General features: G+C 49.0%; 11 protein-coding genes and 1 rRNA gene. 8 read left to right on the top strand and 4 right to left on the bottom strand.

The genetic code is table 11. The features are described from left to right. Nucleotides 1–67 precede the first annotated feature (67 nt). Nucleotides 68–865: a class I SAM-dependent methyltransferase gene (locus tag JMI88_RS36795; protein WP_201360104.1), complete on the top strand. Its 798-nt coding sequence runs from the start codon at nt 68–70 to the stop codon at nt 863–865. Nucleotides 866–1,558: 693 nt separating this feature from the next. On the opposite strand, the gene JMI88_RS36790 is transcribed toward JMI88_RS36795, so the two are convergent. Both JMI88_RS36790 and JMI88_RS36785 read right to left on the bottom strand, forming a co-directional pair. Further along, nucleotides 1,559–2,992, bottom strand: coding sequence for a sensor histidine kinase (locus JMI88_RS36790; RefSeq protein ID WP_201367073.1), 1,434 nt, complete (start codon nt 2,990–2,992; stop codon nt 1,559–1,561). A 792-nt stretch (nt 2,993–3,784) separates the two neighbouring features. Beyond that, nucleotides 3,785–5,134, bottom strand: coding sequence for a helix-turn-helix domain-containing protein (locus JMI88_RS36785; RefSeq protein WP_201367072.1), 1,350 nt, complete (start codon nt 5,132–5,134; stop codon nt 3,785–3,787). A gap of 849 nt (nt 5,135–5,983) precedes the next feature. On the opposite strand from JMI88_RS36785, the gene aroC reads away from it, so the two are divergent. Both aroC and JMI88_RS36775 read left to right on the top strand, forming a co-directional pair. Continuing rightward, nucleotides 5,984–7,147 carry a chorismate synthase gene (aroC, locus tag JMI88_RS36780; RefSeq protein ID WP_201367071.1) on the top strand — a complete coding sequence of 388 codons (1,164 nt, stop codon included), beginning with the start codon at nt 5,984–5,986 and terminating at the stop codon, nt 7,145–7,147. A gap of 369 nt (nt 7,148–7,516) precedes the next feature. Then, the gene (locus JMI88_RS36775) at nt 7,517–9,154 is read left to right on the top strand and encodes a penicillin-binding transpeptidase domain-containing protein (protein WP_201367070.1); all 1,638 of its coding nucleotides are present in this window, start codon (nt 7,517–7,519) and stop codon (nt 9,152–9,154) included. Nucleotides 9,155–9,334: 180 nt separating this feature from the next. Here JMI88_RS36775 and JMI88_RS36770 read toward each other — a convergent pair whose 3' ends face one another. Further along, nucleotides 9,335–9,787 carry a Fur family transcriptional regulator gene (locus JMI88_RS36770; protein ID WP_201367069.1) on the bottom strand — a complete coding sequence of 151 codons (453 nt, stop codon included), beginning with the start codon at nt 9,785–9,787 and terminating at the stop codon, nt 9,335–9,337. 214 nt (nt 9,788–10,001) lie between these two features. Between JMI88_RS36770 and JMI88_RS36765 the strand changes: the two genes are divergently transcribed. Both JMI88_RS36765 and fdhD read left to right on the top strand, forming a co-directional pair. Then, nucleotides 10,002–10,271, top strand: coding sequence for a hypothetical protein (locus tag JMI88_RS36765; protein ID WP_201367068.1), 270 nt, complete (start codon nt 10,002–10,004; stop codon nt 10,269–10,271). Further along, nucleotides 10,268–11,131, top strand: coding sequence for a formate dehydrogenase accessory sulfurtransferase FdhD (fdhD, locus tag JMI88_RS36760; protein WP_201367067.1), 864 nt, complete (start codon nt 10,268–10,270; stop codon nt 11,129–11,131). Before JMI88_RS36765 ends, fdhD begins: the two co-directional genes overlap by 4 nt. Nucleotides 11,132–11,212: 81 nt before the next feature. Here the strand turns inward: fdhD and JMI88_RS36755 are convergent, their stop codons facing one another. Continuing rightward, on the bottom strand, nt 11,213–14,557 hold the full coding sequence (locus tag JMI88_RS36755) for a glucodextranase DOMON-like domain-containing protein (RefSeq protein WP_236023228.1): 3,345 nt from the start codon (nt 14,555–14,557) through the stop codon (nt 11,213–11,215). Nucleotides 14,558–14,851: 294 nt separating this feature from the next. Between JMI88_RS36755 and mnmE the strand changes: the two genes are divergently transcribed. The 3 genes from mnmE (at nt 14,852) to JMI88_RS36740 (ending at nt 19,843) form a co-directional block, all read left to right on the top strand. Continuing rightward, nucleotides 14,852–16,279, top strand: a complete 1,428-nt coding sequence (gene mnmE, locus JMI88_RS36750) for a tRNA uridine-5-carboxymethylaminomethyl(34) synthesis GTPase MnmE (protein WP_201367066.1) — start codon at nt 14,852–14,854, stop codon at nt 16,277–16,279. A 214-nt stretch (nt 16,280–16,493) separates the two neighbouring features. Next, nucleotides 16,494–17,702 carry a hypothetical protein gene (locus JMI88_RS36745; protein ID WP_201367065.1) on the top strand — a complete coding sequence of 403 codons (1,209 nt, stop codon included), beginning with the start codon at nt 16,494–16,496 and terminating at the stop codon, nt 17,700–17,702. A gap of 660 nt (nt 17,703–18,362) precedes the next feature. After that, a 16S ribosomal RNA gene (locus JMI88_RS36740) occupies nt 18,363–19,843 on the top strand. Nucleotides 19,844–20,083 lie beyond the last annotated feature (240 nt).

Below are 20,083 nucleotides of genomic sequence, written 5' to 3'. Positions count from 1 at the left end.
TCTTCGCGATCTCTCTTCTTGAGTCAGAGGCAATGGGACGTGTGAAAACAACAAGGAGGATTTTCTCGTGGACAACATCTCCCAACATAATCAGAAGCGTTGGAATGCACTGGCAGGAGCGAATGCACTCTTTAGCAGACCAGCGTTAGAGCTCGATGCGAAGAGTGCGCAGGGCAACATTGATCCAGAGGGGCGATTGGGGAGTATACGGGGGAAACAAGTTCTTTGCCTGGCGAGCGGCGGCGGTCAGCAATCAGCCGCTTTCGCGCTGCTCGGCGCTGAGGTGACGGTGCTGGATATCGCCGAGGGCCAACTTGCACGTGATCAACAGGTGGCAGAACACTATCATGTCGCCATCAAGACGGTGCAAGGTGACATGCGGGACCTCTCGGCCATAGCCTCGACATCCTTCGATATCGTCTGGCACCCCTACTCGCTGAACTTCGTCCCTGATGCACGCGCCGTTTTTCACGAAGTTGCACGGGTCTTGCATGTTGGTGGGATCTACCATATGCAGTGTGCCAATCCTTTCACCTGTGGCCTGACGCCCAAGGATTGGAATGGCAATAGCTACAGCCTGAAGTATCCCTACATCGAGGGAATGCTTCTGGAAAGCGAGGATCAACCTTGGGCCTACGCGCGTGAGAACTATCATGGCGAGCCCATTCCCATCTTGCGCGAGTACCGCCATACGCTGAGTTCGCTGATCAATGGCCTGAGCGATGAGGGCTTTGTTCTTCAGCATCTGAGCGAGGATCTGCACCTGTTTCCAAACGGAGAAGCAGAGCCGGGAACCTGGGATCATTTTGTTGCCTATGCTCCACCCTGGTTCGGCTTCTGGGCTACCTACTGTCCACGCACCTGATTCTCGCCTCTCGCCGTACTGTATTGAAAAGCATTTTCAGGTGTTTCAAACACCTGAAAATGCTTCTTTGTGTCAAGTTCATGGCATGGGGAGAAGAGCGAGCAAGCAAACAGAAAACCCCAAGAGTGGACAAGAGCCGAGAATTACGTCAAACGACACCATCCATCTTCAGCCGCGGCTCTCGGCGCTGCACCGCTTCATCTCAGCACTGCTGAGATGAAGCGGTGAGAAAGGTTTGTCAGCAGTATCAACGTTCGGAATGATGGTTTCGGTGTTCGCTGCTCACTCTCTAAGGCAACAGGGCAACAACACAGGGCCCTATAGCTAGAACGAAAAGCAGACAAGCAATGTTTCTGAACAATAACGGGAGTAGTTGATTTAAGCGACAACTGGTAAATGACCCGAAATGTGGTTCTGGCTCACTCTTGAAACGTCATGCGCCGCAGGCGCACCACTCCCGATGAGGTTAGAGATGACCACAGAAGACTGCTGTCGAATCCCCAAAAATCTGACGATAAACCCACGGGTTGCGCAACGAGGTTGTAAAGGGTAGCGGTGGAGGGAAGAAATGAGCCTTCTTAAGAGGGAAGCAAAAGAAATTCCTTACTGCGGAGAGGCGTTTGCAATCCCCGCTGCGGGTGGGCTTTTCTCGCTACGTTTGTGCAAGAACGACTTTTCGGCTTATTGCTCAAACTATACTTCAATCGGCAAAGTAAACCAGAACGTCGTTCCCTGCTCAGGATGACTCTGGACTCCAACGTGGCCATGATGCCGCTCAATGAGCATCTGGCACAAATGGAAGCCTGTTCCTAAGTTAACATCCACTTCGTACTGGATCGCATGGCCTTCCCTCTGAGCGAAGCGCTGCCAGAGAGACTTTTGTTCTTCGGTCATCGTGCCTAGCCCTTCGTCATGTACCAAGATCAAGGCCACAGTATCTGCAATCACCAACTCGACCGTCACAAGCTGCTCGGTCGATGAATGGTTCAGGGCATTCACCAGGTAGTTGGTGAGCACTTGGATGATCTGCTGACTATCGACACGGACGAGGACCTCTTGTACTTTGGGTGGAAGTTTCAACTCTATCGTGCGCTTAGGAGCGCTTCGTTGTAGTCTGGCCAGTGTGTCTTGCAGCAGCGTGAGCAGATTTTCCTCCTTCATGCGCGACTCGACGGGATTTGTCGGAATAGAGAGGGCATCGATCATCTCGTTGATGACGCGTTGCTGAAGATGTGCGCTCACAATGGCAGAGGCTAACGGGTTCTCGATCTTTTCAATATACATGCTCGCTTTTTCTGATTGCTCTCTGATCTGCCGCTTTAGCTTGGTTAACCGCTGCTGCGCGAGTTGGATGTTGCCCATGATCCCGGTGAGAGGGGTTCTCAGCTCATGATTGGCAAGTGTCAGGAAATCATTGCTCAGACGACCGATTTCTTGCTGCACGAGGGCTTGGGTCCCAGACTTGATTCGCTCACGCAAGATGCCCAAGCATTCCACGAGCAGTTCGATCTCTGCCACGAGGACTTTTGCGAGCTCCGTTTCCTCACGTGTGTACCCATTGGAAGAACTTGCTTTGAAGACGGTAAGCGCCCCGGCAAACTGCTCCTCCAGAAAGAGGGGTAGCACCAAGAGGTTCTCAGCATCAAATGCTGGAGCAAATGATGGGCGTTTGCACAGATCTTGGGAAGGCAGAAGCACCTCCTGGTGCGCAGAGAGACGAGCGAGCACCTGCTCGTCGAAAAACATTGAGGCAGTTGCTTCCTTTGATTCCCGTAAGACCTGTTCTTGTTCAGCAGTAAGTCCGCTGCCTGCGATATACGACAACTGCCCTGCAGACCCCACAGCGAGAAGAACCACCCGATGACCATCCAGGACCTGACCGATCATATTTACTAGCGGTAGGGCAACAAGGGAGATCTGATGATGGGGGAAAAAGGGCTCTTCAGGTAGCATCTGGGCGTCATAGACAGGAAGGGACGCGATAGCCATGTTGAGAGCTGCAACCGCCTCGTGAACCTGTTGCAGGTGGAGGTGTCCCATGTTTTTCTGTGGAGCATGTTTCCTTGCCAGCTTCGTCTCTTGTTTTTCCTGTTTACACTTGGCGCTATGCTGTGAATTCTTTCCCATCACGCACCCCTTTTTTACATATGGGAAAAAAACATCAGAAGGCACTGATATATTGTACGCTATGGAGTGAAAAGAGTGCAATCTCGTCAATCTGGAATATAGGGAAATTACATCTTTTAGAATGATAAGCCTCTTTATGAGCTTGTCTTCGGTTAATACGTGAGATGGAAGTTTGTGAATGAAAAAGTTCTCGCACAAACGTAGTGAGAAAAGCCCACCCGCAGCGGGGATTGCAAATGCCCCTGCGCTCTCATGGCGATGCCTGGAAGGGGTTTCGTAGCTCTGCCACTTTCGCTTTACTACAGTTGTGTAAGGTCGACTTCCCACTCATTTATAGAGGATAAATAGCACGAATGCTGTCAATTTGAGGATTGTTGGGGTTGAGTGTCTGAGGAGCTAGGATAGAAGCGGGTTGAATGGCTTTTTATTTTAGCTCTGCTATCTGCTGGTGACATCGACCATATGAATATTGCCCTGTTCATCAAGATGCGTAAGTTGAGCAGGTTTTTCGGGTTGATCATGGGATAGCGTTGACATACACTGTACCCCCTTTCCGAGCACAGTATAGCATGTTCTAAAATGTGTATGTCAACGCTACGGGTTTGCAAGTGGTAGAAACAAAAATTCTCAGCGATAACAACGGACCAGGTTGTGGAAAGTAGTCTCACTTATCACTTATACGATTGAATGGCATAATATATTTGATACTGACAATCATGAAGGCACCCTCATCCAACACCCATCAGAATATGTAGACCACTCGATTGTCAATATCGTACGTAGTAAAACAGCTTATCTTCCGAGTTTCTGGCGGCTCTGAAAGGCGCGTCTGATATGGGTAAAAGCCTCGCGCTCATTGCCAATTTCTTCAAGTAATTGAGCATAACGAACAGATTCATCCGCCAATTCTTCGTGGCTTCCCAGACGCTCTAACATATCCAGTCCAGCCACAAAATGCCTCCCCCCCTGATCATAGTCTTTTTTCGCATATTCGATTCTACCTAGAACGATCAATGTATCCGCCGTAATGATTGTATCGCCAAAGGTTTGCGCGAGCTGATAGGCCTGCAAAGCATTGCTTTCAGCTTCCTTGAGGTCCTGTTGGGCGAAGTACCATTCGGCATTGCGAGCCAGCAAGCTAGCTTGCGTCAAATGGTCCTGGATAACCGCAGGAGATTGTAGTGCAGCATCCAGATAGCTACGTGCCTGCTGGCTATCTGTCTGCATCACAGCATGACCCAGGTAATGATAGAGCTCACTACGTAAGCGTTTCATGATATCAAAATTGTGTAATTGAATGCTTTTATAGGCATACAACATAGCCAGTTCATTATCTTTTGCTAAAGCATAATATTGACTAAGATTTGTGTAAATTGCCTGAATACTTTGTGTAGTTGTCAGTTCTTCAGTAATAGAAAGCGCTTTGTGAAAGGCATCTAAGGCCTGTTCAAAATTTTCCAGATGGGTATAATGTTGTCCCATCTGAATATAGATTTGAGCGCTAAAGAACGGATCCTGTGCTCCACTCTCCTCCAATTGATTAAGGCAGCGTTGATGAGCCAACAAAGCCTGTGCATAATTGCGCATGGCAGCATACGTCAATGCTAACTGATGAAGAATGCGCAAATGTAGATATTGCGCGTTCAACTCTTTGGCTATCTGCGTAGCCTCAGACAGAATATATTCGCTCTCCTGGTACTGATTAATTTTATAGTATGCCCAGCCTAACATGTAGCGTAACTGCAATTGATGCTGCCGTTTCAAGCGCCTGGTCGAGGTATGTTCGAGTAGTGTGATTGCCGATTGAGCTTCTCCTTGTATAATTAGAATTTGCGCATCAAGTAAATCTAATTCTACCTCATCCTCTTCTCGTTCGCTCAAAGCTGCAGCCGCACTGGCTCGTTCTTCCTGTTGAGATTTAGTGGGAAGGAGCTGAGTAGAGCTCATTCCAAGGCGGCTCGCAAGAATTTCTAACGCACGAAGTGAAGGATGAATCTGCCCGCGTTCTATGGCTGAGATGTAACTGACTGAGAAATCAGGGGCAGCAAGTTGACTCTGAGTATAGTGCTGGGTGATGCGCGCCGCCCGTAATTTTTCCCCTACTGTTTTGCCAATCTTAGCTGATGGTTGCTCAGGGGACATGTTGACCTCCTAAATGTAAAAAAATTTTAAGTGAGAGAGTCAATAAATACACAAAATCCTGATCAAATGTATTGTAAAATACACTTATGTATGATGTCAATATGTTAGTGCAATCTGCACTAGAAAGATACTGATAGATGATAGCTTGTGTTACAAGTACAGTTCTTAATTTACTCCCCTAATGATGATGTAATCAGTGCATGCTTCAATAATCAGGTTAGTCAAGCCATCAGAAAGATAATTCTATGTGCTCAAGCTATCGTGCGAGTAGTTCGCTTTTTGCTGTATTTTTACCGCTTGCTTTCTAGCAAATTTATGCTGAAAGCAGGTAGGAAGGACGTTTATACATCAAGCTTACCGGGCCAGGTGAATGAGAAATAGTTGTATCTGCTCTCAACTAAAACAGGTTGCTTATTACACAAGTTATGGGAATTATCAGCCGGGCTAGTTCTACTTTTTTTCAGTAATATACAAGCGAGGAAGCTATAGGTGTACTGATATTAGAGACGTTATATATAGAGAAGTAACTTCTGATCAACTGGTTTATTATAACAGTGTTGATACAGAACTCCAATAGATGGTCGGTCTGTTGACGAAAATGTTGAGTTTTTTTTACAATATCGTTAAATTATTGGGGTCAAAATGTTGTTTGTTGTACAATTGAGATATTAACCAATGCCATATGCAAGTTATCGATTCGAATCTGTACGCTGAAGGTGTTGGGGAACAAATTGCAGCTGGTAGCAATGAGTAAAAATCAAGAAATTGGTTCAGGATATTTTTAGTGTGTAAAAACTGGCCCTGTGCGTAGTGGATAAGGCAGTATTCAGGTTTGAGGAGTGCTCAATTATGTTTCGTTTCTTAACAGCAGGAGAATCGCATGGACCCTGCTTAACTATGATCGTTGAAGGTTTGCCCGCGGGTTTAGAGGTCAAGAAAGAGACTGTCGATGCTGATTTACGCAGGCGCCAGGGAGGTTATGGACGCGGGGGACGGATGAAGATTGAGAAGGACGCCATCCGTTTTTTGGCTGGTGTACGTCACGGTAAAACGCTAGGCTCACCAATCACAATGCAGATAGAAAATCTGGATTGGGTAAACTGGGAAGAGCGTATGAGTGCAGCTCCAGTTGAAGCTGAGATGGAGCCAATCACGCGCGTCCGACCCGGGCACGCGGATTTTACCGGTTCGGTCAAATATGGTCATGACGACGTCCGTAACGTCATCGAACGGTCTAGCTCACGTGAGACCGCTTCGCGCGTAGCTGTAGGTGGTCTATGCCGCCAGTTTCTGTCACAATTTGGTATTAGCGTGCGCAGCCATGTCCTCTCTGTCGCAGGGGTCGGTTATGATAATTCCCGTGCGATGACCGCAGATGCCTATTCAGAGGACATGTGGCGTCAGGTTGAAGAGTCGCCAATGCGTTGTGCCGATGCATCCTTGACCGAGAAAATGATTGCGCGCATTTTAGAGGCCAAACGTGAAGGGGACACCTGCGGAGGAGTCTTTGAGGTTGTGGCTTTTGGTGCCCCTATTGGCCTGGGATCTTTCAGCCAATGGGACCGACGTTTGAGTACGCGGGTGGGTATGGCGATGATGAGTATTCCGTCAGTGAAGGCTATGGAGATTGGAGCTGGCTTTGAAACGACCCGCACTACTGGATCGCATGTACACGATGTTTTGCGTCATAAAGAGAATGGTGGCTGGTCGCATCTAACTAATAATGCAGGTGGCATTGAAGGTGGCATTTCCAATGGAGAGCCAATTGTCGTCCGTGTCGGTGTCAAGCCAATTCCCACTCTGGCTCATCCACTCCCTTCGGTTGACCTCGCCACTAATGAAAATATTGATCAGAGCCGGTATGAGCGCAGTGATGTCTGTGTAGTGCCCGCCGCGGGTGTGGTGGGGGAAGCGATGCTGGCTATCGTCTTAACAGAGGCTCTGCTAGAAAAATTTGGTGGTGATAGCATCGAGGAAACGTTACGCAACTACCGCTCCTATCTCCAGCAATAAAACGCTGTTCGTGCTGGTAGCTCTCCTCATAATTCGGAGCATGGCTGAAAGCCATAGGGTTCGCGCCTTCGGCCCCTGACGCTACGCGCCTTCGGCGCTCAATAAAACAGGATCAAGTGTGGGTGCACCAGCCCGTACGGGGGCACCTGGCCCATGGTGATGGACTTCAGATCCATTCTCAAAAGGAAAAGCTTTCCAGGCTCAAAAAGCTTTTCCTTTTTTATGCATAAAAAAACAAATTTTTGCGGCCGTTCAACGCTTTCCGTCTTTTTAAAAGATGCTGGAATAATAATAGTGAGAAGAAATGCAGCAACAATTTGTGATAGCATACTTATGATGGATGTGATGTTGAGAGGGTGGAGGAGGCTAATGAACCTAAATAAGGGTATTCGCTGTGTCGCACACATTTTTCTACTGCTGTTTCTGCTCCTGAGTTTGGGCCTGGTGTACTGGCAGGTAGTAGCCGCGCCTGCGATTACTGCCGGTATACACAATCAGCGCCGTTGCCTGCTACAAAACGCTCCTCTGCGAGGACGCATACTGGACCGCAATGGAGTGGTGCTGGCGCAATCTATTCCTGACAAAACAGCCACATGTGGATATATTCGCTACTATAGCGAGCCATCGTTAGCCGGAGTTATTGGCTATTATGTGCCTGAATATGGCCTGGTTGGAGGCATTGAAAAGCAATACAGCGCCATTTTAGACGGGGTGGAGAATCACATTCCGTTAGATGATTTGATCAACCAGACCCTGCACAACCATTACATTGGCAACGATATTTATCTGACCATTGATGTACGCATTCAACGCCTGGTCAATAAATACTTTACGAACTATCACCCAACCACCGATGCACTCTACCGGCGCCCCTTTTTCCGAGGCATGGCTTATGAATCCAGGCGAGGAGCTGTGATCGTTTCAAATCCTCAGACAGGAGAAATTTTAGCCATGGTCAGCACACCTGGATATGATCCCAATCGCATGGTTGAGACACTGGCCCACGGTGACCTCTCCTATTTTAACCAGATAAACCATGATACTGATCAGCCTTTGCTTATGCGGCCCCTCAATGCCCGCTATGTGCCCGGCTCAATTTTTAAGACCGTAACCCTGCTGGCCGCACTGGATACGGGCATAACCACACTGGATCGTCCCTGGTCTCAGAGGGAGGCCATGGGACCACTGGTCTACGATGGATGGCCGATCCTGGGCGACAATCTAGAGTATGGCATATATACCTTCCATTTCCCGATTACCACCACCTATGCATATGCCAACTCGGACAATGTCGTCTTTGCTCAACTGGGAGTCAGTATTGGCCGTGAGAAGTGGTTAGAGTATACCCATCGCTTTTATATCGATCAGCCGGTGCCGTTTGATTTACCAGCCGTCCAGAGCAGCGTGCAGAATCAGGACCAGCGTCCGCTATCAACATTACAACTGGCGAGCAATGCCTTTGGACAAGGCGTCGATGATATCACACCCTTTCAGATGTCTCTAATCGATAATGCAGTAGCCAATAATGGAGTCTTAATGAGACCTATGCTGGTTGCGAAAATACTGGATAAAGACGACAATCCGGTGCAAATATCCAGCCCTCAGGTACTGAGCACTGTAGTGAGCAAGGCCACAGCCTATCAAGTACGACAAGCGATGTATGGAGTAACTACTTGTGGTAGCTCCTGGCGTATCAACAAGGCTTTTAGTTATGCAGATGCGATCATTGGGAAAACAGGAACGGCTGAGATCGGTGATGGAGTGGCGCCCCATGGCTGGATGGTGACGCAGGCACCTTTCTGGCTCGATAATCCAGACCAGATGCCGAATTTAACTATTGTGGCTATGCGCGAGAATGCTGGCGAAGGCGCATACGTCGTTGGCCCCGCCATCTGGCCCATGTACCGTGATATTTTTCGCAACGGATATGTTACGACAAGCTTGCCTCCTAAGAATAATCCTTACCAGTATTGTTTACAGCAGGGATTATGGCAAACACGTTCTTGAGCTCGGGATGAAATGATTTGCCAGCCTGGGGCTGAAGGCTCGAAACGCAATATTTGTTTCATTGAATAGAATATGTTTCAAGAAGAGAGATGATTACCGGTAGTTTGGGATGGGCTAAAAATGATGGAGACAATCACGTAGAATAGTGCATATCAGAGATATTGGAGCACTCAGAGCAGTTTATTCTTGAGTCTGTTCTTGTTGAATCTTATGCCAGCATTCATTACAATATCCGGCGGCCATCAGTTCTAAAGAAAGGCCATGAAAGTGATATTGCTTTTGTAGTTGTTCATTCAGATTGCCCAACAGTTCTTCATCAAGATGAAAGGTGGCTTTGCAGCGGCGGCAGATCAAATGGTGGTGGGCATGTCCCTCTGCTGTCTCATATAATGGTTGCTCGCCAGGGAGATGGCTTTCACGTACCAGTCCGACACTTTTGAGCAGCTCAAGCGTGCGATAGACTGTCGATAAGCTCACATACGGATTTAATTGTTGGACACGCTCCATGATCTGATCAATGCTTAAATGTTCGTCAGCTTCCTGAATGACCCTTAAAATCATATGGCGTTGTGGCGTAAGGCGGTAGCCACGCTGGCGCAATAAATCATTACTTGACTGAAGAAAAGAATGCATCTCTGGTTCCTATCATGATTGAGAGTGCAATAATTGATTGTGCATATCCTAACACGTGTAGTATTGATCGTCAACGTATTGTGTAAGCCTGCAGAGAAGGGATGGTTATCCTTCCAGAAGGATGAAGCAACTGGCAGACAATCCTACGAGAAAAGTATAGAAGAGCGTTTATTCTCAGTGAAATAGTCATGAAAAGTTCTAGAAGGTTATAATTATGGTACACTGGGAACATCGCTACCTGTTAGGTACAATGGTTTTTTCAATTGCCGGCAATGTGGTGCGTGATTTTGATGAGGAGTACGAAGCATGGCGTTGGCTGGAAAGCGAAGGCTGGGGACTGGTAGCGATTGAGCCACCAGATCCAGTGCGACCCGGAGCCTGTAAATATTACTTTAAAAGGCAAAGCCCATCACTTGTCAGGCCCACTCCCATCACAACAGAGCACCCAATCATCAACGAAGGGCGAAGAAGTAGGCGCTTATGACTCTTTTTCATAGCTGGCGTTCAGAGCTAGATCCAGAACGCGTCATGGAGGTCCAGGTTAGCCACTGGCAGGACAAGACAGCTACATCCAGGGAAGAACATGTGACGGTCGAAGAACCGTTTGAAGTTCGTCTCGGGCATCAAAGCCTGGCCGTAATCATGCGCACCCCTGGTCATGATGTTGAGCTGGCGCTGGGTTTTTTGTTGTCTGAAGGCATCATTCAAGGACCACAAGATGTTATAGACGTGAAGAACGAGCAAGATGACGATGGTTTGCCGCTAGAAAATGTCGTCAACGTAACGCTGCGCCGAACAACTTTTCAGAAAGCCTTACAACCGCAAGCTCCGAAATTTGAGCGACACTTCGCGGTCTCCGCCAGCTGTGGACTGTGCGGAAAGAACAGTATCGTAGACCTGATGCTATCCGTACCGGCCTTGGAAGCTGATGCAGTACGTATCTCAGCTGAAACATGCTATGGATTGGCGACGCGCCTGAATGCCGAGCAGGCCGTTTTTCGACATACGGGAGGTCTCCATGCCGCCGGCCTCTTTACCAGCCAGGGTGAGCTGCTGGCATTACGCGAAGATATCGGACGGCATAATGCCGTTGATAAGCTGATTGGTTATGGATTGGAAAATGGCATCTTCCCTTATAACGAACATATACTTATGGTCAGTGGGCGCACTTCATTTGAAATCATTCAGAAGGCCCTGCTGGCGCGTATTCCTTGCGTTGCAGCCATCTCGGCTCCTTCCAGTATGGCGGTTGAACTGGCTGAAAAAGGTGGCATTACCCTGATTGGTTTTTTGCGCAACCAGGCAATGAATGTGTACGCTCATCCCGAGCGCATTATTCATTGAGCCAGATAGTCGAACGGCAAAATGTGAAAAGCGGACAGAGAGTAGCTCTGCCCGCTTCTTTTATAACTAAGTGGTACGACCTTACGGTATGACCATATCCTGTAATACAACGGCATGTTTGGTATAGTCCAGTTCATCAGACTGGGTAACGCCAGCCGGGGTGAGTGTATCCATAACTTTTGGTACTGTATTTGGATCCACCGTACAATGTGGATCGCTACTGGTGGTAGCGCAGACGCCAAAGGAATACGCACCCGGCGTGGCCGTAAAGGCGCGTGCCTGATCTGGGCTATATCCATCCTGCCCTGTCAGGGTTACTGTAAAGCCCCAACCGGATGCGGGCGTGCCAAAGGTAGCTTTCGGCACACTAAAGGTTATATAGTGCGAAATGGCATTGGCACTGATCTGTACAGTCCCCAGCGTCGCACCATGAGCGTCAATATAACGTTGCCCAAAACCTTGCACCTCGATTAACTGACTCCAGGCTGCTCCAGGCGCGATGGTATAGTTCCTTTGCGGATAGGATGCCGCCGTAGAAGTCGCGCTTGCCGTTGGATTGTGTACGTAGACGTCCACTAGCTGTGCGCCCAGCGGGCTGCCAAAGGTTGGACTGAGATCGTGTGTTTGCAGCTTAAAGATGATATTGGTTCCATCATCATAGATGCGGAAATCCTGAATATCATAAGCGCCAGCATGGAAGTCAGACGCAGTCGGGTAGGCGTAGTTACCAGGGCCATTATCATCGTTGACAGGGTCATTGGCATCATAGACGAGCTTACCAGGTGTAAAGTCATAGACGACTGTGCGCTGATCATGTGCCGTTGCCCCAGCAGGGCTGACCGCTACAGTATTGAGCACAGTCGTGCCCCCCGTAATCGGCAACGAGACACTAAATGATCCATCCGCGCCCACCTGTGCCTGTACCGTGCTGGTCTGATTCTGCTGATCTGTATTCGTCGCAGAAACATAGACCTTATTGCCGGACGTAGTTTTTCCTGTCACAACGACAGGTGAGGCACTCACCGACGAGAGATTCGCAGGAGACGTCACGCTCAACTGTGTCTGTGCAACCGGGTGCGCAACATAGCGATTATAGGTGTTTTGTGGCTGCTCAAGCAACTTATTGGACAATATGTCGTTGAACAAACGCACATACGACGCGACGGCCCAGGTCAGTGGAGATGCTGAACCATCAGGTTTGCCGGTCTGAAAGCCAATGGACGCAACGGTTGGATCGGTGCCATACGGCGAAGCGGCCAGATTCGGCAATTCCCAGATCTGTTCTGGCAGCAGGCCTACACCCGAAGTAGATTTCTGCAAGGTATCCAATAGCGAGATCGCTGTTGCCACATCACCGGTCGCCAGCTGATACTCGCCACGCTCTGCTCCCAGAACCGGCCATGGATGCCCGGTACCTTTCCCGCTGGGTGCCCACGGATGTCCATCCTGCGCACTATCCCCATAGCCATCTCCATTGTAGCGATACCAGCCGGGGCCATTCGGAGTTTGTACCTTGATGGTCTTATCAACCACGGGAAGCGAGTTCACCACATCCTTATCGCTGGCGGACAACTCGCCCAGGCGTACCAGGTCCAGGAAACCGGCATCGATGACCGAGCGCTGATCCAGGGTTGGACCACCATTACCCAGGTTATAGGAAATAGCTGCATTCGGATCGCCTGTCTTAGAGAGTCGGATAAAATACGGCTGAGAAGAGAGCGGACCATTGGTAGTCACCGTCCATTTTTTGATGGAACGCTGCCAGTCATCAGCAACACCCAGCCATAGGTTAGCGCTTTGGAGATCATTATTCTTGCGCGCGATATCAGCGGCAGCCACCAGTCCCGCAATCTCTGCAGAGATCGTCGAGGGCGAATAGCCACCTTGTTCCTCCCAACGCTCCACGCCAAAAGAGGGACCATGGCTGATCACAAAATTCGCCGCACGCTTGATATGATTTTGATAGAGATCGCTGCCCGTCATACCCATCTGATCGGCCATGAGTATGGGATAACTATTCTCATCAAGCTGTGTATTGAACGAATCAGGCGCGACTTTACCATTCAGCAGACTATTACGTGGGAACGAACCGTCTGCTTGCTGCTGATGATAGAACAGGAAATTGACCGCGTCACGGGCTGTCTCACGATCACCATCTGTATATAGAGCCGTCCAGGTCTCATAGAGATCGCGGGCGAAGACCTCGCGATACGAGCCAAAGTAGGTATTGTTAGGATCGCCCGCCGATGTGGCCTGTCCCCAGGGAGAAGCCAGGCCCGCGACAAGAGCGCCCGGGAATGTCTTGTCCTCCGATGCTTTTACGACGTTGACACTGAGATAGTATTCATTGAGCAAGCGTGCAAAATCGATATCGGAGCGGGACTTTGCCGCAGGGAAGGTGCGCTGTAGTGCTAATTTGGCGTCGTATTGTAGCCAGCCAGCCGTATACTGTGCCAGCACGGCATTGAAGTTCTGTGTCAAAGAATCTTGCACTGTCTTCACAGCTTCGGCCTGTGACTGTCCAAAGCCCAGCCCCAGGGTCAGATTACCGTCATGAGAGATATCGGCCTGCGCGGTCTGCACAACGTTTCCATTGGAGGCCGTGGTATATAGTGAAGCTAGTGTATGTGAAGTATCGAGCTGATTCAAACCATCACTGTCTGTGCCCACAAAACCATTCGAAACCTGGGTAAACGGATACGAAGCATCCAGGGCGCTATAGACTGGAACTCCATAATCACGATTGACCGCATTGGTCCTGGTCTGGGTATCAAACGCTACGGGCAGCGTATGTCCATTCGCGGCAGCCAGTGTAGCATTGTCCGCTCCACCATTGCCAGTGCCACCGCCGCCGTTCCCATTGATAGTTGGATCATAGCGTAGATAGAGCTTATACGTTGAGAGCTTCCCACTTAGCGGCTCAAAGTGCAGCCTCATCAACACGGTGTTACGAGCAGGATCAGTCACGTAGTCTGTCACCACCCGATACTTACCGCTTTTGGCGGTCGCTGTCACACGACAGGCCAGGGTCGGGCCGTTCAGTTCCTGCACCGTATAGGTCGTATCGCGTGTCTGGAGATCGGTAAACGTGCTGCCATCGGTCACAATAAATTGCAACGTCTTCACATTGGTATTATCGATGGTTGGATAGTAGACATCGCTCAGAACCCCATTGGCCAGTGTGAACCAGATCTTAGAGGTCGTGTTTCTGGCCGTACCAACGCAATCCTTACGTGCCTGGTCAAAATAAGAGAGATCTCCAGGCCCACCGGGAGCAACTGTAGAACTGGCTGCACTCACTGACGAAGAAGAGCGCAAAGTCTGAGCAAGAAGGAGCAACAGCATACAAAACAATAGAAATATGCGCCAGGAAATTGGACGTGTACGCGACATCGCATCAAAGGTATCCCTACCGTAATGACTCATACATTCTTTGTCCTTTTTAATGAATAGACAACAAAAAAATTTGCAATCTACAACACTGGATTGCATTCAGCAGGGTCACATGGAGCATAAACCGAATAGAAAACACACTTTAGTAGAAAGCTAGACACGTGAATGGCGCTAATAGGTAAGAATTACCGTTATATAGTATATAACGTTTAGATACGCAATCATAACATCTTGATGGGTGTTATTTTGAGCCTGAAGCATCCTGCCAATATAAGGTTACATAGGCTCTGCTAGACTTGGAAATTGAGCTTATGATATAATCGCGGTATGCATAACGACACAATAGCTGCTATCGCTACTCCGCCCGGTGTAGGAGGGGTTGGCGTTATTCGCGTGAGTGGAAGTGAAGCGTTTGAATTGGTACTGCCTCTCTTCAAGCGTCCCGCTGGTCAAAGTGAACTTCCTCCATCTCACAAACTGACATTTGGTCATATTATTGATCCACACACCCAGGAAGTGCTTGATGAAGTGCTGGTGGCCTTTATGTATGCTCCGCATACCTACACGCGTGAGCATGTCGTAGAAATTCAAGGTCATGGCGGCCCACTAATTTTGCGGCGCATCCTGCATGCTGTTTTAGCGCAGGGCGCACGCATGGCTAACCCGGGTGAATTTACTATGCGCGCCTTTCTCAATGGGCGCCTGGATCTGGCCCAGGCCGAGGCTGTGATGGACTTGATTGGATCTGAGACTGAAGCCGGTCAGCGCCTGGCTCTACAACAACTACGTGGACGTTTATCAGATCAGATACAGCAGGCGCGACATGCAATCCTTGGTGTAATTGCACGCATTGAGGCCAGCATTGATTTTCCCGAGGACGATATTCCGACACCGCAACCTGAAGAACTAGGTCCGCTGATCTCCAAAGCGCAAAAACTGGTGGCTGCTTTGCTGGCAGGTTCCGACCAGGGCCGGCTCTATCGTCAGGGGGTAAGGACTGCCATTATTGGACGTCCTAACGTGGGAAAATCCAGTATACTGAACGCCTTTTTACGTACCGAGCGAGCGATCGTTACTCCCATTGCGGGTACCACGCGTGACACGGTTGAAGAAGCTGCTAATTTACGTGGTGTTCCTCTTCACTTAATTGATACTGCAGGTATTACTCCCACGGATGATCCGGTTGAACAAATTGGAGTACAGCGCAGTCGTGCTGCTGCTGAAACTGCAGATGTCATATTATTAGTCTTTGATGGTTCAGAACCCCTGGCCGAGCAAGATCGTCTGGTATCGGCTGAAGTGCAGGCGATGGGATTTGGCTTACAGACAAACAATAAAGAAGGAGCGACCAGTAAGCGCCCCGTGCTACTCGTTTTAAATAAAGCAGATCGTGAGCAAAAGATCGAAGCCTCAGAATTGAAGAAATTATGGCCAGATGGAGAATTTATTTCTACCTCTACTTTCTCAGACACAGGCTTGCAGTTATTAGAAGATACTCTGGCAGATATCGTTCTGGCTGGTCGGATGCTTCACAGCGAGAGCGTACTGGTAACCAGTGCACGTCATCAAGAGGCATTGCGTCGCACCAATGAGCAGCTACAGGCGTCTTTCCGTTCATTAGAGCAACATTTGCCATTGGATTTTGTCTCGATCGATTTGCGGGCCGCATACGACGCCCTGGGAGAAGTAACCGGTGAGACAGCCAGCGAAGATCTATTGGACAAGATTTTTAGTGAATTTTGCATTGGCAAATAATGTGATGAGACGCCTTTCAAACTTGTGCTGCCTGTTTTGATCCACATGTGATTTTCTGCAGTCCCAGTATGCGTTCTTATCTGCTAACTATGACAATTCTGCTAATTATGACAATATTAAAAGCAATCAATCGTTTCCTGAATATATCAACTATTTTTTGAAAGAAGCAGAGGTAAATGAAAACGTGAATATATTGAACAGGATTTCGAATGTTTTGAAAAAACCTGGCGGAATTGTTTTAACTGTCATAATCATCGTTTGTATTATATTGGCCGTGCTTACCTATCGCCTGGTGAGCGCCTCGCCCGAGCAACCGAGAGCAGTTGCAACGCCCACTAACAGCCGACCCACGCCAGTCAAACCAACACCTACCCCCATCGTTAAGGCTTCGCCTACTCCCAAACCGCTGATTTTGCCAGTACAGGATCGCTCAAAGGTTTTAGGTATTGCTGGCGAGCCAGGGACAAATTATGCAGGCATACCGTGGGTGCGCTTGAGCCATCCCACCTGTGGTTGGGGTAATTTACGTGGTGATGTGCTTAAACAAACCATTCAAGCGTACCACCATCAAGGTGTTCGTGTTTTATTTTCCATTTGCCAATCAAATGACAATAGTTTATTTGATACTGCGAAATTTGATGATGCCGCCCAGGCATATCCTGATGCTGTTCAGTGTGGTAACGAGCAGATGAAGCAGGATGCATCAGTTGCATTTTTGTACGTACCACCCGCAAAGTTTGCTAAATTTTACGATTTGTGTGAGAAATCGATACACAAAGTACGCCCTGAAACGCCAGTGATTCTTGGATCCCTGGATCCTCATGTGGCTGGGGCAGATTATCAACTGCTTGTAAATCAAGCGAGCTATCTAGAACAAATGCAGACTGCTATGAATACCAGCGTTCATCCCGGCGGAAACTGGAGCTGGCGCAATCAAATTATCGGGCTGATCGACAGCTGGCATAATGGTTGGGGGGGGTCTAACAATCTAACTGGCCTTTTTGATTTCTGGTCACAACAGTTTCAAATTGATAAGAATCAGCTAGGCAATCATATGTGGGTAATTGAAGGAACTGGATGCTTCAAGGGATGTGGTATTAACGTTGATAGCGCTTATGAGCTTGCCACCTCGCATATCCTGACCTTAATTACAGATGTGCAAACTGTCAAAGAATTGAAAGTCCCGTTTTTCTATTTCAGTGGCAAAGACTTTGTTGATCAGGGCGTGACGTGGCCAATTGGTATCCTCAGTACCAGTGGCCATCCCAAGCCCATTCGCCAGGATCTGAATATGGGAGATAAAAAACTAACGCTCACTTGTGGCGGTAAATCTGTCACTGTTGTTGACCAGTTACAGCTTTTATCTCGACTCTACGGAGGTTGCGCTCTACCTCCCGATTACCTCAACATTTTAACTGGCTAGCATTGCGCAGGAAGGCATATGCATGAACGGGATGTTTGATGGACCATCAAACATCCCGTTCATGCTCATAAAAACTCCTTGACAGCGGTATTGCCACATGGCGTAATGGGGTCCTCGTATAAGCGGAAAACAATTTTTGCCCTACCATTAAAATATGGTCAAAAGTCTGGTAAAAAACCTTGACAAGGCCTATCTTAATGTGCTATTATTATTGAGCTGTCGAAAAAATAGATATTCGTAATTTAAGCCACGGTAAAGTGGCATCCTCAGGGATTTCAAATTCCCCGCAGTGAAGATATTCGATATGCATTTCTATGTTTCGAATGTTTGAATAATTGTCGGAAAAGAAAAATGAGGCCGAGGAAGTTTTCTTTGAGAAAAGCCTTGACAGATCCCTAGGAGTATGTGATACTACGATGGCTGCGGTGATCCTTCTAGAAAGGTCACCAGGTACCTTGACAACTGAAGAGTGGAAAGCAGAACAGCAACTGGAACAACAATACAATGCACCAGTTCCTGTCAATTCGGTCCCAACGCAGTTCCCCTGCGCTGGTGACCATAGAATCTGCGAAACATGCCAATGTTATGTAACTTGGCCATGATCGCAACTTACCATGCTGTTTCACATATCCTGTTGGGATATGTGTTTATAAAAACAACTGGATGGCGAGTTTGATCCTGGCTCAGGATAAACGCTGGCGGCGTGCCTAACACATGCAAGTCGAACGCCCTTAGCAATAAGGGAGTGGCGGACGGGTGAGTAACACGTGGGTTATCTCCCTCTGGGTGAGGAATACCGGCGAGAAATCGCCGACAATACCGCATATGCTTGGCAACGAGCAAAGCTCGCAAGAGCGCCCGGAGATGAGCCTGCGCTCGATTAGTTCGTTGGTGGGGTAATGGCCTACCAAGGCGACGATCGATAGCTGGTCTGAGAGGACGATCAGCCACACTGGGATTGAGAACGGCCCAGACTCCTACGGGGGGCAGCAGTGAGGAATTTTCGTCAATGGGGGCAACCCTGAACGAGCAACGCCGCGTGCAGGATGACGGCCTTCGGGTTGTAAACTGCTTTTCTCTGGGACGAGAACGGACGGTACCAGAGGAATCAGCCTCGGCTAACTACGTGCCAGCAGCCGCGGTAATACGTAGGAGGCAAGCGTTGTCCGGAGTTACTGGGCGTAAAGCGCACGCAGGCGGTCAGATAAGTCTGTGGTGACAGTCGTCGGCTCAACTGACGAAGTACTATGGAAACTGTCTGACTTGAGGGCTTCAGAGGGACACGGAATTCCGGGTGGAGTGGTGAAATGCGTAGATATCCGGAGGAACACCAATGGCGAAGGCAGTGTCCTGGGAAGCACCTGACGCTCAGGTGCGAAAGCTAGGGGAGCGAACAGGATTAGATACCCTGGTAGTCCTAGCCGTAAACGATGACCACTAGACGTTGGGGGTATCGACCCCTTCAGTGTCGTAGTTAACACAGTAAGTGGTCCGCCTGGGGAGTACGGTCGCAAGATTAAAACTCAAAGGAATTGACGGGGACCCGCACAAGCAGCGGAGCGTGTGGTTTAATTCGATGCAACGCGAAGAACCTTACCAAGGCTTGACATGGACCTGCACCAGCCGTAACGGGCTGTCTCTTCGGAGCGGGTTCACAGGTGCTGCATGGCTGTCGTCAGCTCGTGTCGTGAGATGTTGGGTTAAGTCCCGCAACGAGCGCAACCCCTGTCGTTAGTTGAACTTCTCTAACGAAACTGCCATTTCAAAATGGAGGAAGGCGGGGATGACGTCAAGTCAGCACGGCCCTTACGCCTTGGGCGACACACACGCTACAATGGTCAGGACAAAGAGTGGCCAACCCGCAAGGGGGAGCTAATCTCGTCAAACCTGGCCTCAGTTCAGATTGGAGGCTGCAACCCGCCTCCATGAAGTTGGAGTTGCTAGTAACCGTAGGTCAGCACACTACGGTGAATACGTTCCCGGGTCTTGTACACACCGCCCGTCACACCACGAAAGTTGGCAACACCTGAAGCCGCTGGGCTAACCCTTCGGGGAGGCAAGCGTCGAGGGTGGGGTCAGTGATTGGGGTGAAGTCGTAACAAGGTAGCCGTACCGGAAGGTGCGGCTGGATCACCTCCTTTCTAGGGAGCTTGAACAACCGTTTATGGAAGCCATAAACACACGAGGTTGTTCCACTTCCAGGTCGAACAGGACACGGTCGCTGTGTTGCCAGAAGCGAAGCTGGTTTCCACTCTTGAGCTGTTGGGGTACAGCTTCTGCTCTCAGGGGAGTATGATGACCAACAGTGCACCTGAACAACTGAAGATAGTATTCCTTCAATTTTGCTGAGCGATCAATGCCAGCCAGAGTTGAAGCAGAGG

It is taken from the genome of Dictyobacter formicarum (assembly GCF_016587435.1).
This window is presented reverse-complemented; position numbering and strand designations above follow the sequence as displayed.

Coding starts and splice junctions, on each gene's coding strand:
- JMI88_RS36790 (WP_201367073.1), bottom strand. CDS start 2,992: ATGGGAAAGAATTCACAGCATAGCGCCAAGTGTAAACAGGAAAAACAA.
- JMI88_RS36785 (WP_201367072.1), bottom strand. CDS start 5,134: ATGTCCCCTGAGCAACCATCAGCTAAGATTGGCAAAACAGTAGGGGAA.
- aroC (WP_201367071.1), top strand. CDS start 5,984: ATGTTTCGTTTCTTAACAGCAGGAGAATCGCATGGACCCTGCTTAACT.
- JMI88_RS36775 (WP_201367070.1), top strand. CDS start 7,517: ATGAACCTAAATAAGGGTATTCGCTGTGTCGCACACATTTTTCTACTG.
- JMI88_RS36770 (WP_201367069.1), bottom strand. CDS start 9,787: ATGCATTCTTTTCTTCAGTCAAGTAATGATTTATTGCGCCAGCGTGGC.
- JMI88_RS36765 (WP_201367068.1), top strand. CDS start 10,002: ATGGTACACTGGGAACATCGCTACCTGTTAGGTACAATGGTTTTTTCA.
- fdhD (WP_201367067.1), top strand. CDS start 10,268: ATGACTCTTTTTCATAGCTGGCGTTCAGAGCTAGATCCAGAACGCGTC.
- JMI88_RS36755 (WP_236023228.1), bottom strand. CDS start 14,557: ATGAGTCATTACGGTAGGGATACCTTTGATGCGATGTCGCGTACACGT.
- mnmE (WP_201367066.1), top strand. CDS start 14,852: ATGCATAACGACACAATAGCTGCTATCGCTACTCCGCCCGGTGTAGGA.